General features: G+C 60.5%; 11 protein-coding genes and 1 pseudogene. 4 read left to right on the top strand and 8 right to left on the bottom strand.

Translation table 11 applies throughout. The annotated features are described in order from the left end of the window. Nucleotides 1-32: 32 nt before the first annotated feature. The 5 genes from arsK to PR018_RS05150 form a co-directional block, all read right to left on the bottom strand. Nucleotides 33-1,247, bottom strand: coding sequence for an arsenite efflux MFS transporter ArsK (arsK, locus tag PR018_RS05170; RefSeq protein ID WP_142828914.1), 1,215 nt, complete (start codon nt 1,245-1,247; stop codon nt 33-35). Continuing rightward, nucleotides 1,244-1,951, bottom strand: a complete 708-nt coding sequence (gene arsH, locus PR018_RS05165) for an arsenical resistance protein ArsH (RefSeq protein ID WP_142822249.1) — start codon at nt 1,949-1,951, stop codon at nt 1,244-1,246. Before arsH ends, arsK begins: the two co-directional genes overlap by 4 nt. Then, a complete protein-coding gene (arsC, locus tag PR018_RS05160; RefSeq protein WP_142822248.1) occupies nt 1,944-2,372 on the bottom strand; it encodes an arsenate reductase (glutaredoxin) in 429 nt (142 codons plus the stop codon). Before arsC ends, arsH begins: the two co-directional genes overlap by 8 nt. Then, nucleotides 2,369-3,427 (bottom strand): ACR3 family arsenite efflux transporter, encoded by a 1,059-nt coding sequence (gene arsB, locus PR018_RS05155; protein WP_142829061.1) that lies wholly within the window; start codon nt 3,425-3,427, stop codon nt 2,369-2,371. The genes arsC and arsB overlap by 4 nt, the downstream gene beginning before the upstream one ends. An 88-nt stretch (nt 3,428-3,515) precedes the next feature. Continuing rightward, complete coding sequence (locus tag PR018_RS05150) at nt 3,516-3,866, bottom strand: ArsR/SmtB family transcription factor (protein WP_142828916.1); 351 nt, start codon at nt 3,864-3,866, stop codon at nt 3,516-3,518. 186 nt (nt 3,867-4,052) lie between these two features. Here PR018_RS05150 and PR018_RS05145 point away from each other — a divergent pair, with 186 nt between their 5' ends. From PR018_RS05145 to PR018_RS05135, 3 genes are all read left to right on the top strand, one after another. Then, complete coding sequence (locus PR018_RS05145; RefSeq protein WP_142828918.1) at nt 4,053-5,009, top strand: MYG1 family protein; 957 nt, start codon at nt 4,053-4,055, stop codon at nt 5,007-5,009. Nucleotides 5,010-5,117: 108 nt separating this feature from the next. Beyond that, a complete protein-coding gene (greA, locus tag PR018_RS05140; protein ID WP_142828920.1) occupies nt 5,118-5,600 on the top strand; it encodes a transcription elongation factor GreA in 483 nt (160 codons plus the stop codon). Nucleotides 5,601-5,695: 95 nt separating this feature from the next. Further along, nucleotides 5,696-6,268 (top strand): pyridoxamine 5'-phosphate oxidase family protein, encoded by a 573-nt coding sequence (locus tag PR018_RS05135; RefSeq protein WP_142828922.1) that lies wholly within the window; start codon nt 5,696-5,698, stop codon nt 6,266-6,268. A 58-nt stretch (nt 6,269-6,326) separates the two neighbouring features. Here PR018_RS05135 and PR018_RS05130 read toward each other — a convergent pair whose 3' ends face one another. Together PR018_RS05130 and PR018_RS05125 are read right to left on the bottom strand one after the other, a co-directional pair. Beyond that, the gene (locus PR018_RS05130; RefSeq protein ID WP_142828924.1) at nt 6,327-8,795 is read right to left on the bottom strand and encodes a penicillin-binding protein 1A; all 2,469 of its coding nucleotides are present in this window, start codon (nt 8,793-8,795) and stop codon (nt 6,327-6,329) included. A gap of 246 nt (nt 8,796-9,041) precedes the next feature. Then, complete coding sequence (locus PR018_RS05125) at nt 9,042-10,253, bottom strand: N-acetylmuramoyl-L-alanine amidase (RefSeq protein ID WP_142829062.1); 1,212 nt, start codon at nt 10,251-10,253, stop codon at nt 9,042-9,044. A gap of 708 nt (nt 10,254-10,961) precedes the next feature. Here PR018_RS05125 and PR018_RS05120 point away from each other — a divergent pair. After that, nucleotides 10,962-13,922: an Rne/Rng family ribonuclease gene (locus PR018_RS05120; RefSeq protein WP_142828926.1), complete on the top strand. Its 2,961-nt coding sequence runs from the start codon at nt 10,962-10,964 to the stop codon at nt 13,920-13,922. Between the two features lie 135 nt (nt 13,923-14,057). On the opposite strand, the pseudogene PR018_RS05115 reads toward PR018_RS05120, so the two are convergent. After that, a pseudogene (locus PR018_RS05115) lies at nt 14,058-14,830 on the bottom strand (phosphotransferase enzyme family protein). Nucleotides 14,831-14,960: the final 130 nt, after the last annotated feature.

Below are 14,960 nucleotides of genomic sequence, written 5' to 3'. Positions count from 1 at the left end.
GCGATCTCATGGTTCGACCTGCTCGCGCACGATCACCCGATTTTTCCGGAAACGCGATGTGGCGTTGCGGCAATCCGGCCGATCCGGAGAAAGCTGAAGGTGGCAATGGCACCAAAGGCTGCGACAACACCGAGCGAGATCGCCGCCCCTGCAGATGCCAGCGATACGGCAAAGGCGAACGGCGCCGTCGCTCCGACAATCAGCCGTGCGGACATAAGTTTTCCCTGCAGCCTGCCATAACCTTCGCTGCCAAACAGGTACAGCGGCAGCGTCCCAGCCGCGATGCTGAATATGCCATTGCCGAAACCAAACAGCACAGCAAATGCGATTGCGCCTGATGTCGAAGGCGCAGTCGCATCGAGCACCACGATGGCGACAGAGACGAGAAGCCCGGACAACGCCGCCAGTCGCAAAGGATGAAGGTTGCGACCGAAGACCATGTTGATCACGCGGCTGGCGACCTGCGCCGGACCGAACACGGTGCCGACGAGAGCGGCCATGGTTCCGAGCCCCAGCGACGCCATGAGCGGCACCATATGCACAAGAATGGCCGAGCTCACCAGCGACAGAAATGCAAAGCCAACGACCATCAGCGCGAAACCGACGCGTCTCTGCCCCTCGGCGAGTGCGCCTTCGACAGGGGCTGGCGCGGTGGCGGCGCCGTTTCGGCGCACCTTGGCAGTAGACAGTGCAAGCCATGCGTGGATCGGCAGGCAGATGGCCAGATTGAGAAGCGAAAAGACGACGTAGACCTCCCGCCACGGCAGATGGGCATGCAGGGCCGTGGTGGTGGGCCAGAAGATCGTCGAGGCAAAGCCGGCGATCAGCGTCAGGGTAGTAATGCTCCGCTGTGCAACTTTGGGGTTGATCTGCACCAGCAGCGCGAAGGCCGCTCCGTACTGGACGAAATTAGCGGCCGCCTCGATGAACACCAGTATCACCGCGAAGGCGAAACGGTTGGGAGCCAGAGCGCAGGCGGCGAGCGCCAGGGCTGCTATCAACGAACCGATCGCCATGATCCTGCCTGCTCCGAAGCGGTCTATCCATCCTCCGAGCCAGGGTGCGACGAACCCGCCGATCAGCAGCGCTGCCGACAGGGCACCAAACATCCATTCCACCGAGGCGCCGAGATCCCGTGCCATGTCAGGCGCCAGAATGCCGAACGAGTAATAGAGCGTGCCGTAGCCGACAATCTGCGTGACCCCCAGGCCGAGAATGGCAGCCACCGGCAGGTCGAAGCGCTTCATATCGACTTCAACGTGGTCCGCGCCTCCAGTCGACCGGCATCCTCGCGCCTCTCGCTGTAGCGGTCCGTCAGGTAGGAAGACGCGTCGCGTGTCAGCAGCGTGAATTTGACCAGTTCCTCGCAGACATCGACCACGCGATCGTAAAGCGGAGACGGCTTCATCCTGCCATCGGCGTCGAACTGCTGGAACGCTTGCGGTACGGAGGACTGGTTCGGAATGGTGATCATCCGCATCCACCTGCCGAGGATTCGCATCTGGTTGACAGCGTTGAACGACTGGCTGCCACCGGAGACTTCCATGACGGCGAGCGTCTTGCCCTGCGTCGGGCGAACCGAACCGATGGACATCGGGATCCAGTCGATCTGAGCCTTCATGATGCCGGTCATCGCGCCGTGGCGCTCCGGGCTTACCCAGACCTGGCCCTCGGACCATTCGGAAAGTTCGCGGAGTTCTACGACCTTCGGGTGGTCGGCCGGCTCCGCATCGGGAAGCGGCAGACCGCGCGGATCGAACATACGGACTTCGCAATCGAAATGCTCGAGCAGGCGACGGGCCTCGTCCGCGAGGAGCCGACTATAGGAAACCTCACGAAGCGAGCCATAGAGAAACAGAATACGGGGCTTGTGATGCGAGATGTCTGTCCGCAGCGCATCGAGGTCGGGCATCCGGATGTGGCGCAGATCTGCGGCGGGCAATTCAGACAAGACGATTGCCCTTTTCGTCTATGACCTGCTGACCATCTTCCTTCGAAAAGGCGCCGACCTGCCTATGGGGAAGGATATCCAGCACCGCTTCCGAGGGGCGGCAGAGGCGCGTTCCGAGCGGCGTGACAACGAATGGACGGTTGATCAGGATCGGGTGCTGCAACATGGCGTCGATGATCTGCTCGTCCGTCAGCGACAGATTGCCGAGGCCGCGTTCATCGTAAGGCGTGCCCTTTTCCCTCAGTGCGTTGCGCGGCGACAGGCCTGCGCCGGTCAGCAGCCCCACGAGTTCAGTCCGCGAGGGAGGCGTCTGCAGGTACTCGATCACCGTCGGTTCGATACCCGCGTTCCTGATCAGCGCCAGAGTATTGCGGGAGGTCCCGCAGGCAGGATTATGATAGATAGTGACATCCATGGTCATGGCTCCTCTGTGGAGGTGTTGCGGGAGACCGAAGGGCCGCGCTCGTACCAGGCCTTCGAGTGGTTCACGATCCAGACGACGGACAACATCACGGGCACTTCGATCAGCACGCCGACGACGGTGGCAAGCGCCGCGCCCGACTGGAACCCGAACAGGCTGATCGCAGCGGCCACCGCAAGTTCGAAGAAATTGCTGGCGCCGATCAGCGCCGACGGGCCGGCCACGCAATGCTGCTCTCCCGAGATGCGGTTCAGGATATAAGCCAGGCCGGAATTGAAATAGACCTGGATCAGGATCGGCACCGCCAGCAGGGCTATGATCGTAGGCTGGGCGATGATCTGCTCGCCCTGAAAGCCGAAGAGCAACACGAGCGTCGCCAGAAGAGCGACCAGCGACAGCGGCTGGAGCTTCGCCATCAAGGTTTCAAAGACAGCCGTCCGGCCGCTGGAAAGGAAACTGCGGCGCAGTATCTGGGCGATTGCAACAGGGATGAGGATATAGAGCGCCACCGATATCATCAGCGTGTCCCACGGTACCGTAATCGCCGATAATCCGAGGAGCAGTCCGACGATAGGCGCGAAGGCGACGATCATGATGGCATCGTTGAGAGCGACCTGAGACAGCGTGAAGTGAGGTTCGCCCTTGGTCAGATTGGACCAGACGAAGACCATTGCAGTGCATGGGGCAGCCGCCAGTATGATGAGGCCTGCGATGTAGGAATCGATCTGGGTTGCAGGCAAAAACGGGCGGAAAAGCCAGCCGATGAAAAGCCATCCCAGCAGCGCCATCGAAAACGGCTTCACAGCCCAGTTGATGAACAGGGTGACCCCGATCCCACGCCAGTACCTGCCGACCTTGGACAGCGAGCCGAAGTCGATCTTGAGAAGCATGGGAATAATCATCAGCCAGATGAGGATGGCGACGGGGATATTAACCTTTGCAATCTCAGCCGCGCCGACGGCATGGAAGATGCCGGGCATCAGATGGCCGAGGGCGATGCCAACGATGATGCATAGGAAAACCCAAACAGTGAGGTAGCGCTCGAAATTTGACATCATCGGGCGATTTCACGGGAAGGAATGGATCGTTTTGCAGCCGGCAGCGAAAACTCTATTGCATCGAGCAGCTTCACTATAACGTCGCTCATGTCGGGTTTTCCTGTCCACAGCGCGGAATCAGTCTGGACACCAGGGGCGCGCAAAGGGCGGGATCTCCGCCGCAGCAGTCCTTGATCATGAAAAGGGTCAGGCGCTCGAAGCCTTCCAGATCCGCGCGGTAAATGATCGATCGGCTGCGGCGCTCGCTCCTCACCAGGCCTGCGCGAGACAGCGTCGCCAAATGCGCCGACATGGTGTTCTGCGGGATGTCCAGCATCCGCGCCAGTTCGCCAGCAGGCACTCCGTGCGGCTCGTGGCTTACGAGCAGGCGGAATGTCGCGAGCCGCGTCGACTGGGCCAAGGCTGCAAAAGCCAGAATCGCATTGTCATTTTCCATATATCCAGAATAACGGATATGTCGATGTCGTCAAGTCGAAGCCGCTCCCCGGGATCGGAGGCGATGCCGTTCCTCGCAACCGATCGCGCCCTATTCGCAATTTCACGGGGTTGAGATCGCCGGCGGCATTGGTTATCTGGTGCGTTCAACAGGCTGGCATTCCGCCAGGCACGGGGCACATACGGCATGAATCCAGATTTTCTCGTCACCCATTCCGGTGGCTTTCATGCCGACGAGCTTCTGTCGAGCGTCATCCTCACCAAATTGTACCCCGCCGCGCGAATCGTCCGCAGCCGGTCACCAGAGTGGATCAAGCCGAATCCGGATCGGATCATTTACGATGTCGGCGGCAGCTATGACGCGGACCAGCAGATCTTCGATCACCACCAGCGCGGCGCGCCCCTGCGCGACGATGGGCAGCCGTATAGCTCGTTCGGGCTGGTCTGGAAGCATTACGGTCGCGACTACCTCGCCGCGTCGGCTATTGCAGACGCGGACATCGACCCTATCCATGCTTCCTTCGACAGCAGCTTCGTCCTGCCGATCGACCTCATGGACAATGGCGCTCTTAGTCCAACGGGGCCGCTGGCCGGGCTGACTCTGCCGGCGCTGCTGGAAACGTTGAAACCGGTGTTCGACGAGACAGACCCTGAAGCCGACGATCGTTGTTTTCACGCCGCTCTAGCAATCGCCCGCAGCTTCGTCGAGGCACGGATTGCCCGCAGCGCCGCAAAATTGCGTGCGGAGGCATTGGTCCACAAGGCTATCGTCGATGCCGGGGATGGACGTATTCTCGAACTGCCGATGGGCATGCCGTTCCGCCCGGCTATCGTCAAGGCCGGGGCCGATCAGCTGCTGTTCGTGGTTCACCCGCGCGACAAGGACTGGTGCGTGACCGGCATTCGCCGCGCTGCAGAAGGCTTCGAACTGAGAGCCGACCTGCCCGCTGCATGGGCGGGGCTCACCAATGGCGAACTGGAGGCGGCGTCCGGTGTCGAAGGCGCCAGCTTCTGCCACAATGGCCGCTTTATCGCTGCAGCGAGGACGCGGGAGGCTGCCCTTGCCATGGCGGCACTCGCCGTCGATGAGGCCGTCGCCATCGGCCTGAAACCGGCAATCGACACGGAAACCGCCACCGCCTAACGCCGCAATACACGAAGATTGGCGCCTTTGCGTGGAACAGCGTATCGTGGAGGTCGTTGTCTTCCGCGCACAACCTTGTCCGCGCAAAGTCTGAAATGGAGTTCGAGATTGGCCGTTGCCTTCACCAAGGAAGAGAGTTTCGAGACGGCATCCGAGACCCTGTTGCCGGATCGTCCGATTTCCACGCACCCGAACCTTGTGACTGAAGCTGGCCTCAAGGCGCTCGAACTGCAGATGCAGCAGGCGCGCGCCGCCTATGAGGTGGCAAGCAAGATCGACGAGGTCAACGAGCGGCGTCGGCAGACAGCCATCCCGCTGCGCGATACGCGCTATCTTGCGGCCAGGCTTCGGACGGCACAGGTGATCCCTGCCCCGGAAAACGCCGATACCGTCGGTTTTGGCAATACCGTCACTTTCAGCCGCGACGATGGCCGGGTGCAGACATACCGAATCGTTGGCGAGGACGAGGCGGACCCAAAGGCCGGGTCGATATCCTTCGTCTCTCCTGTCGCGCGCCTTCTGCTCGGCAAGGCTGTCGGCGACGTCGTCGTCATTGGAGATGGCGAACTCGAGATCAAGGCGATTTCATAGACTGAGCCAGACCTCGGGCGTGAAACCGGCCATGGTCATGAATTCTTCGCAAAACATCGTCTTGGCATGCTGGAATTAGAACCCTAAAGTTCGGCATGGCCAAATTTTTCGAAACGCTAGAACCCCATCACCATCGCTTCATTGAAGCGCAGCACATGTTTTTCACGGCGACGGCCGCTCCAACGGGCCACGTCAACATGTCGCCGCGCAGCACAGACCTGTTCCGCATTCTCGGCAACAATGCCGCGATGTATCTCGATCGCAGCGGCAGCGGCAACGAGACTGCCGCCCATCTGAGAATAAACGACCGACTGACGATGATGTTCTGCTCCGTCGAGGGACCGCCGCTCATCCTCAGGCTCTACGGCAAGGGACGCGTCATTCACCGCAATAGCGACGAATTTGCCAAGCTTCTGCAGGAAAAATACGAAAACACGGCGCCGCTTGGGGCTCGCCAGATGGTGTGGCTCGATTTCGATATCGTTCAGACATCCTGCGGCTACGGCGTTCCACTGTTTGAATACCGGGAAGAGCGCACCCAGATGGACGCCTGGGCAAAAGCCAAGGGCGTGGATGGGATCGAGGACTACTGGCGTGAAAAGAACCAGGTCAGTCTCGACGGTTTTCCGACCGGTCTGTTCGACACGCCGGCAGCCGCCAAGTCGTAGTGGCGATATATCGGAGCCGGCCTCGCCAGCCATTTCCGCTTAATCCAGCAATTTCCGCTTAATAAAGTCCGCCGCTGCCTGATGTCACGGCCTGGTTGGCCTGCGGTGATGTCTTCAGGATTTCTTCCGGCGCCAGTTGCACCTCGCCACCGGCATTGCCGGCGCCGATGACGGTGTAGGAGGTCGCAGGTCCGGTGCCGGGCTTGAATGCCTCGACGATCGAATCGGGATCGCCGGGCTGGGCGGCCATGCCGGTCTTTCGATCGACGGATGCCATGGTCATTCCGGTCGGCACGACGAATTTCTCAGGCGGCTCGCCCTTGGTGGCAGCCTGCATGAAGTCGTTGAAGATCGGGGCCGCCAAAGAGGCGCCCTGCACGCCGCGACCGAGATCGGTCGGCGTGTCGTAGCCGACATACAGACCAGCCACGAGGTTCGGGGTGTAGCCGACGAACCAAGCATCCTTCTGGTCGTTGGTCGTCCCAGTCTTTCCGGCAACTTCGGTGTTGAGCTTGATCTTGCCAGCAGCGGTGCCGCGGATGATGACGCCCTGCAGCATCGACGTCACCTGATAGGCGGTCATCGGGTCGAGAACCTGTTCGCGGTTATCGACAACCGTCGGCTCCTGCTGGTTCTGCCAGTCCGTGGCATTGCAGCCGTCGCAGACGCGCTCCTCATGCTTGAAGATGGTCTTGCCGTAACGATCCTGGATGCGGTCGATCAGCGTCGGCTTGATCTGCTTGCCGCCGTTGGCAATGACCGAATAGGCCGAGACCATGCGCAGCACAGTCGTTTCGCCAGCGCCGAGCGACATGGCAAGCACAGGCGCCATCTTGTCATAGATGCCGAACCGTTCGGCATATTCGGCAACGAGGTTCATGCCCATGTCGTTTGCCAGTCGCACTGTCATCAGGTTGCGCGAGTGCTCGATGCCGAAGCGGAGCGTGTGGGCGCCGCCGCCCTCGCCTTCATAGTTTTCCGGCCGCCAGACCGTACCGTTCGACAGCTGGATTTCAATTGGATCGTCGAGCGCGACCGAGGCCGGCGTATAGCCGTTGTCCATGGCAGCAGCGTAGACGAACGGCTTGAAGGACGAGCCGGGCTGGCGCATGGCCTGGGTGGCGCGGTTGAACTGCGACTGACCGTAGGAGAAGCCGCCGACCATGGCGAGAACGCGACCGGTATGCGGGTCCATCGCCACCAGGCCGCCCTGTACCTTCGGCGGCTGGCGAAGGCGGTAGCCGGCGGAATCAGCCAGTTTCTCGACATAGATGACGTCGCCGGGCGAGAGGACGCCGGCCGGTGTTTTCGCCGTCTTGCCATTGGCTTCGGCGGAACGATACGCCCAGCGCATATCGGCGGCTGCAATCGAGGCGCGCTTGCGCTCTGTCGACAGCTTGCCGGATGGATCGACATCCGGCTGCAGGCCGATATCGACACCATCGCTCGAGACCGCCAACACGACGGCAATCTTCCATTCGGGAACATCCGACAAGGCAGGTATTTTTGAGAGCTCGATGCCCCAGTCTGTCGCTGTCGAGATCTGCTTCAGCGGACCGTGATAACCGCGACGCTCGTCATAACCGACCAGACCGTCCTGCAGCGCCTTGCGTGCCTCGATCTGCAACTGCGGATCGAGCGAGGTGCGGACTGAAAGACCGCCTTCATAGAGCTGCTTGTCGCCATACTTATCGATGATCTGCCGGCGTACTTCTTCGGAGAAGAAGTCGGCGGCGACGACCGTGCCGCCGGATCTGCGGGTTACGACGCCGAGCGGCTGCTTCTTCGCATCCTCGCCGTCGGCCTGGCTGACATAGCCATTCTCGACCATGCGGTCGATGACCCAGTTGCGGCGGGCGATGGCGGCGTCGGCATGACGGAAAGGATTGTAGTTGGCAGGACCTTTCGGCAGCGACGCCATATAAGCGGTCTCGGCAATCGTCAGGTCCGTTACCGGCTTGTCGAAATAGGTCAGCGACGCAGAGGCGATGCCATAGGCGTTGAGGCCGAAGTAGATCTCGTTGAGATAGAGTTCGAGGATCTTGTCTTTGCTGTAGGCCTGCTCGATGCGGAAGGACAGGATCGCTTCCTTCAGCTTGCGGTCGAAGGTCTGGTCGGCCGACAGCAGGAAGTTCTTGGCCACCTGCTGGGTAATCGTCGAGGCGCCCACCGGACGACGACCGGAACCGAAATTCTGCAGGTTTACGAGTACGGCGCGGCCAAGACCGGTGATGTCGACGCCAGCGTGGTTGTAGAAATTCTTGTCTTCCGCGGAGAGGAAGGCGGCTTTAACGCGATCGGGAATAGCCTGAATAGGCAGGAAGAGCCGGCGTTCGCGGGCATATTCGGCCATCAGCGCGCCGTTGCCGGCATGGATGCGGGTGGTCACCGGCGGCGCATAGTTGGCCAGCACTTCGTAATTCGGCAGATCCTTGGAGACGACGCCCAGATAGACGGCGGCAGCCGCAGCAGCGCCGACGAAGACGATGCAGGCCAAGCCAAAGAAATATCCAATAAGTCTGACCATATCGTCGCTACCAGTGTGTGTAGAAAAATTCGGCGCACGGGCAAAATATCCGCATACCCGGGCGTCTTGCACGCGCGAAGCCTATTAGCAAGAGATCAGAGGCGACAAAAGCCCTTTGCTCCGCCTCCTCCACCATAGTTCCGTTCGACGGCGGCAATGTGAGCGAAATAGGGCTCTGTCGCCTCATTCTCCAGTCGACGGCGGACCTTCTGGCCGGCCTGTGGCAGACAAGCCACTATATCCCAGTCAACCGCCGTTTGCGACCGTCACTGCCCTGTATTGCCGAACTGCCTCGGTCAGCCGGTCCACCAGCTTGCCCCTCCACTCTTCGTCGAGCAGCAGCTTTTCGTCTTCCTTGTTGGACAGGAAGCCGAGTTCGACCAGGATGGAGGGCACGTCGGGCGCCGTCAGCACCTGGAAGCCGGCATACCGGTGGGGATTGTTGATCATCGCGATCTGGCCCTTGAATGAATTCAGGACATCCTGCGCGAGCGATACGGAGAAGGCCTGCGTCTCGCGTCGGGTAAGGTCAGTCAGGATGTCGGCCACGCCCGGCGGCGGCGCCTTGACCTCGCTGCCAGCCAGCTTGTCGGAAGAATTTTCACGGTCCGCGACGTCTGCGGCCAGCCGATCCGACGCCTTGTCGGATATGGTGTAGACTGTCGAACCGCGAATATCCTTCTGCTTCAACGTGTCGGCGTGCAGCGATATGAACAGGGCGGCGTGGTTCTGGCGGGCGATCGTCACGCGCTGCGACAGCGAGAGGTAGGAATCGCTGTCCCGGGTGAGGAAGGCCTTGATGCCGGGTTGGGCGTTCAACTTTTCCGTCAGCGCCTTGGCGAAGGCGAGCGTAATCTGCTTTTCGGGTGTCAGGCCGTCGCTCGCCATGGCACCGGCATCGATGCCACCGTGGCCGGCATCCACCGCAATCAGGAAATCGTTCGGCTTGACGTTTTCGACGGGGACCACCGGGCCGACATCGGCGGCGGTATCCTCGTCGGTCCATGTCTGCTTGCGCACGAGTTCGGCGTACTGTTCCGGCGGCACCATCTCGGCGTCGAGCACCAGACGGTATCCCCTGCCGGTTTCGTTCGACTGCACCCGCGCGACCACCAGTTTAACCGGTTTGATGGCAGTCAGAACGATGCGGGCACTGTCCTTGTCCATCGTCCCGTATCGGATATCCTTAAAAAGCCCGCGGGCATCGAGATCCTTGGCCGGAAAACCGAAGGCTGTTGCAGGCAGGTCGACAACGACGCGTGGCGGATCGGCAAGGTAATGCACGGCAACGGACGGCTCGCGGTCGAGTTCGATGACCACGCGTGTGCGGGCGTCGTCGCCAGCAATGCGGGCACCATAGGCGAGGATGGGATCGGCGGAGGCAGCGGTGACCGGCGATGCGGCTGATGGCACAGTAGCCGGAGCGGCCCGAGCTGTCGCGATCGTTGTAAGCAGCATGACGCCGAGCGCCGCCAGAATTCTGCCGCCTTGCCTTGCGCTCACCAGATACACCCCGCCATGCTTCAGTTCCTTAAATCGATCGACACGCCCATCCGGCAGCACTATGAACCACGCGGGAGAAGACGCCGAAAACAGCTGATTGCAGCCCTCGTCCAGCGTCAAACCGGGCTCCGAATCGTACAATGATCGCCAGCTATGGGTTCATCCGAGGAATCCATCATTATTATGGCACACTTGGCTTTGTCCTTGCTATTGTGACGGTTAGATCATACAACGAACAATAGGGTAGAAGTGTTGACGGGATAGAGTCGCCGCAAAGGCAGCCGCCCAAATCTATGGCGCCACAACCGGCCATCGTCCGCCGTCTGAGTGCTTCCATCCTGATACTGGATCCCGAATTTCCGGCTTCGTGCAGGAATTTCATCGGTGGAAAAGCCACCAAACGCCCTTCAAGAAGGGCAAATTCATCGGACCCAACTGGGTCTAGGGCATTGTCGATCTCGCTTGGTTACGGATGTTGTCGCAGCAGCTTTTTTCTAAAGTGTACAGGCCCCGGGTTCTCCCGGCTGTTGTCTGGCTGTTGCGCAATCGCAGAGACCCATCGCGACTATCATTATCCGGCGCCGCAGTGGCGGAGTGCATCCAGCCTGTCTTAACGACAGTCCGGTCATATCCCCAGGGGCTGCGCCGAGGAGCACAGCTTTCATGGCAGACAAAATGCTTATCGACGCGTCTCACGAGGAAGAGACGCGCGTTGTCGTGGTTCGAGGGAACCGCATAGAAGAATTCGACTTCGAGTCAGAGCACAAGAAGCAAATTCGCGGCAACATCTACCTGGCCAAAGTCACCCGCGTCGAGCCGTCCCTGCAGGCTGCATTCGTCGATTACGGCGGCAACCGGCACGGCTTCCTGGCCTTTGCCGAAATCCACCCCGATTACTACCAGATCCCGCTTGCCGACCGCCAAGCGCTGCTGCGCGCCGAGGCTGAAGAGCATCGCCGCGACAACGACGTCGAACACGTCGAGACCGCCTTCGATCTGGCCGAGCAGGAGCAGCCAGATGTCGGCATCGTCGCTGCGCCGGAGCCTGTCGCTCCCGTTGCCGAAGATGCCGTGGTTGCACAGGAACCCGTCGCTGCAGAAGCCGGCGCCGCTGCTGCTGAGCCGGCACCTGTCGAGGTTTCCGCCGAGCCGGTTGCCGATGCCGAGCCTGTAAGCGCTGAAGCGCCAGCTGCAGAAGCTGAAGCCGAAACGCCTGTGAAGAAGGTGGCAAAGCCACGCCGCAGCCGCGCCAAGAAGGTCGTCGCCGAAGATGCGACGCCATCCGACGTCGAGGCCGCATCCTCCGAGAGCGACGAAGGTTCGTCCGGCTCGATGGCTGCCATGGTCGAAACCGACGAGGTTTCGGAAGACGTTCGTCCGTCCAGCCGTCGCAACAACGACGACGACGATGATGACGACCACGAAGAAGAGATCATCGAATCCGTTGGCGCCGAAGATGCCATGGAAGAGGTTCCCGAGCGCGCCGCGCGCCGTCCGCGCAAGCAGTACCGCATCCAGGAAGTCATCAAGCGCCGGCAGATCCTGCTGGTGCAGGTGGCCAAGGAAGAACGTGGCAACAAGGGTGCAGCACTCACCACCTATCTGTCGCTCGCCGGCCGTTACTCGGTGCTCATGCCAAACACCGCACGCGGTGGCGGCATCTCGCGCAAGATCACCAACCCGCAGGATCGCAAGCGCCTGAAGGAAATCGCCCGGATGCTCGAAGTGCCTTTGGGCATGGGCGTCATCCTGCGCACGGCTGGTGCCAACCGTACCAAGGTCGAAGTCAAGCGCGACTTCGAATATCTGATGCGCCTTTGGGAGAACGTCCGGACGCTCACCCTCGCCTCCACTGCGCCGACGCTGGTCTATGAAGAAGGCTCGTTGATCAAGCGCTCGATCCGCGATCTCTACAACAAGGACATTTCGGAAGTCATCGTCGCCGGTGAAGAAGGCTATCGTGAAGCCAAAGACTTCATGAAGATGCTGATGCCGAGCCACGCAAAGGTGGTTCAGCCTTACCGTGATATCCACCCGATCTTCTCGCGCTCCGGAATCGAGGCGCAGCTTGACCGCATGTTGCAGCCGCAGGTGACGCTGAAGTCCGGCGGCTACCTGATCCTCAACCAGACCGAAGCGCTGGTAGCGATCGACGTCAACTCGGGCCGCTCTACCCGCGAGCACTCGATCGAAGAAACTGCGCTGCAGACAAACCTGGAAGCGGCCGAGGAAGTCGCCCGCCAGTTGCGCCTGCGCGACCTTGCCGGCCTGATCGTCATCGACTTCATCGACATGGAAGAAAAGCGCAACAACCGCGCTGTCGAGAAGAAGCTGAAGGAATGCCTGAAGGACGACCGCGCCCGCATCCAGGTCGGTCGCATCTCGCATTTCGGCCTTCTCGAAATGTCGCGCCAGCGTATTCGCGCTTCCGTGCTGGAATCGACCACGCAGGTCTGCTCGCATTGCGGCGGCACCGGATTGGTGCGCTCGCAGTCGTCGGTTGCCCTGCATGTGCTGCGAGGCATCGAGGAATACCTGCTGAAGAACACGACGCACGACATCACCGTGCGCTGCACGCCGGAAACGGCGCTTTACCTGCTTAACCACAAGCGGGCGACGATCATCGATTATGAAAACCGGTTCGGGGTGTCGATCATTATCGACAGCGACCCGAGCGTCGGTGCGCAGCACTTTGCCATCGATCGCGGCGAAGCCGTCGAGAACCCGGTAAAGATCGAAACGCTGTTCAACTTCGCGGCCGTCGAGGAAGATGAGGACGACGACGTTCCCGTCGAGATCGACGAGGACGAAGAAGAAGAGATCGAGGAAAAGGCCGCTCCTGTCGAACAGGCCGTGGCCCGCTCCGAGGGCGACCCGAACCGCAAGCGCAAGCGTCGCCGCAGACGTCGGGGCAAGAACGGCGGAGCCGACGGCCAGGTCATGCAGGATGCCGACGGCAATGACATTGTTGGCGACGACAGTGACGACGCAGATGGCGACGACGAGGACGACAGCGACGACGGCAAGGCCGCAGTTGAGGGTGAAGACGAAGTCTCGGCACTGTCGAGCGACGAGCAGGGCAAGCGCAAGCGTCGCCGTCGTGGCAAGCGTGGCGGTCGCCGCAATCGCGACGAGAACGGCAACCTGATCGCCGACGGCGAAGGCACGGACAGCGAAGAAGCAACGTCTGCCGACGAAGGCGACGAGACCGCCGCAACCAGCGCGCCGACCGAAGCCCCTGCTCTCGAGCAGCCTGCCTCGATCGAGGCCGAAGTTGCAACAGAGGAACAAGTCAAGCCGAAGGGCCGCAGCCGTCGCAAACCGAAGGCCGAAGCTGCCGAGGCACCTGCAACTGAAGCCGTTGCCGAGCCTGCAGTTGCCGCCGAACCTGTGGTGTCTCAGCCCGTGGCTATCGAGCCAGAGGCTCCGGTTGCCACAGCTTCCAGCGCCCAGCCTGCAGAATCCCCGGCGACAGAAGCCGAGAAGCCGGCCCGCGCCAACCGCCAGTCCAACCTCGCCTCCTCCGAGCCTGCGGTCAAATCGACCCAGGCCACGGACAAGGCAACCGACGGCGACGGCAAGCCGAAAAAAGCCGGCTGGTGGCAACGCCGCGGCTTCTTCTGAAAGATTTTCGGAGGCCAATGAATAAAATCCGGCTGCAGCGATGCAGCCGGATTTTTTTATGGTGTGTTTGGTTGGGATTTGGACCGAAGTAGCGGCAGACGGACTATTTCTACTTCTGCTAACTGGCCAGCGCGCTTAACGGGTCAAGGCTGAGATCAATGGATCCGCCTGCCTCTGGATGTGAACAATATCCCGCAGATATACATCTGTATGTCCAGCTTCAACGTTCTGCACAAATATCTCGTCGCCAGCCTCAGCGCTTGCGCGAATGAAGTTTACCAGCGCCGTCAGGCGTCTGCATATGACTTCCGGAAGCTGAACTCTCTCTTCATGTGTCGCACCATAAGCATCGCAGAAAATTGTCGCTCGCTGAAACTGTTCTTCGAGTTCAAATACCACGCCGTGATTGGATGGATCGGACAGTGGCGCCCATCGGTAAACTGCATACGCCAAGTCCCATAGAGCGGGTCCCGGATGTGCAGTATCAAAATCTATGATTCCTGTCGCAATTCCGTCGATGGCAGTCACGTTGTAGGGCGCGAAGTCACCGTGACACACGATCTCCTCCGGCTCTTGCGCCTGCAGAAACCACGTCTGCACCGCGCGATCCGTTTCAAGAAACCCTCTGATGCGCGATGGAAGTACCGGAGAAGCTTCCCTGCCGAAGCCAACATCTGCTCTGAACCGACATCCTGATCACCAAGATGCTCACATACGCGCCCGTCCACGTAACTCACCACCTCATACGTCCCATCGATTGCTAAGGGCGTTGGTGCGCTCATGAAGCCTTTGGATTGCAGATGCCGCAAAAACCTATGAACAGTCGGGGTCCATGATCCAGCCGGCCGGCGGACCGTCTTTCCCTCCCGCCAGATCTTCCCGGCTCTCCCACCATGTAAAGCCTCCAACTTTCACTCCTTTACCGTGACTGTTCGTGCTGACAGTTGCTCACACACAAGTAACGCACGCCCGACAAACTTCTCGAGGAAATTTGAAAGCTACATCGCGAGTTGCCACATAAGTATTCGGAAGCTTAGA

The sequence above is a fragment of the Rhizobium rhododendri genome, from assembly GCF_007000325.2.
Taxonomy (GTDB): Bacteria; Pseudomonadota; Alphaproteobacteria; order Rhizobiales; family Rhizobiaceae; genus Rhizobium; species Rhizobium rhododendri.
Note: the sequence above shows the minus strand (reverse complement) of the source record. Positions and strands in the feature narration are given on the sequence as shown.

Excerpts from the sequence above, each read along its gene's own strand:
- PR018_RS05120 (WP_142828926.1), top strand. The coding sequence starts at position 10,962 with ATGGCAGACAAAATGCTTATCGACGCGTCTCACGAGGAAGAGACGCGC.
- PR018_RS05145 (WP_142828918.1), top strand. The coding sequence starts at position 4,053 with ATGAATCCAGATTTTCTCGTCACCCATTCCGGTGGCTTTCATGCCGAC.
- arsB (WP_142829061.1), bottom strand. The coding sequence starts at position 3,427 with ATGTCAAATTTCGAGCGCTACCTCACTGTTTGGGTTTTCCTATGCATC.
- PR018_RS05150 (WP_142828916.1), bottom strand. The coding sequence starts at position 3,866 with ATGGAAAATGACAATGCGATTCTGGCTTTTGCAGCCTTGGCCCAGTCG.
- arsC (WP_142822248.1), bottom strand. The coding sequence starts at position 2,372 with ATGACCATGGATGTCACTATCTATCATAATCCTGCCTGCGGGACCTCC.
- arsK (WP_142828914.1), bottom strand. The coding sequence starts at position 1,247 with ATGAAGCGCTTCGACCTGCCGGTGGCTGCCATTCTCGGCCTGGGGGTC.
- PR018_RS05135 (WP_142828922.1), top strand. The coding sequence starts at position 5,696 with ATGGCCAAATTTTTCGAAACGCTAGAACCCCATCACCATCGCTTCATT.
- PR018_RS05125 (WP_142829062.1), bottom strand. The coding sequence starts at position 10,253 with ATGCTGCTTACAACGATCGCGACAGCTCGGGCCGCTCCGGCTACTGTG.
- PR018_RS05130 (WP_142828924.1), bottom strand. The coding sequence starts at position 8,795 with ATGGTCAGACTTATTGGATATTTCTTTGGCTTGGCCTGCATCGTCTTC.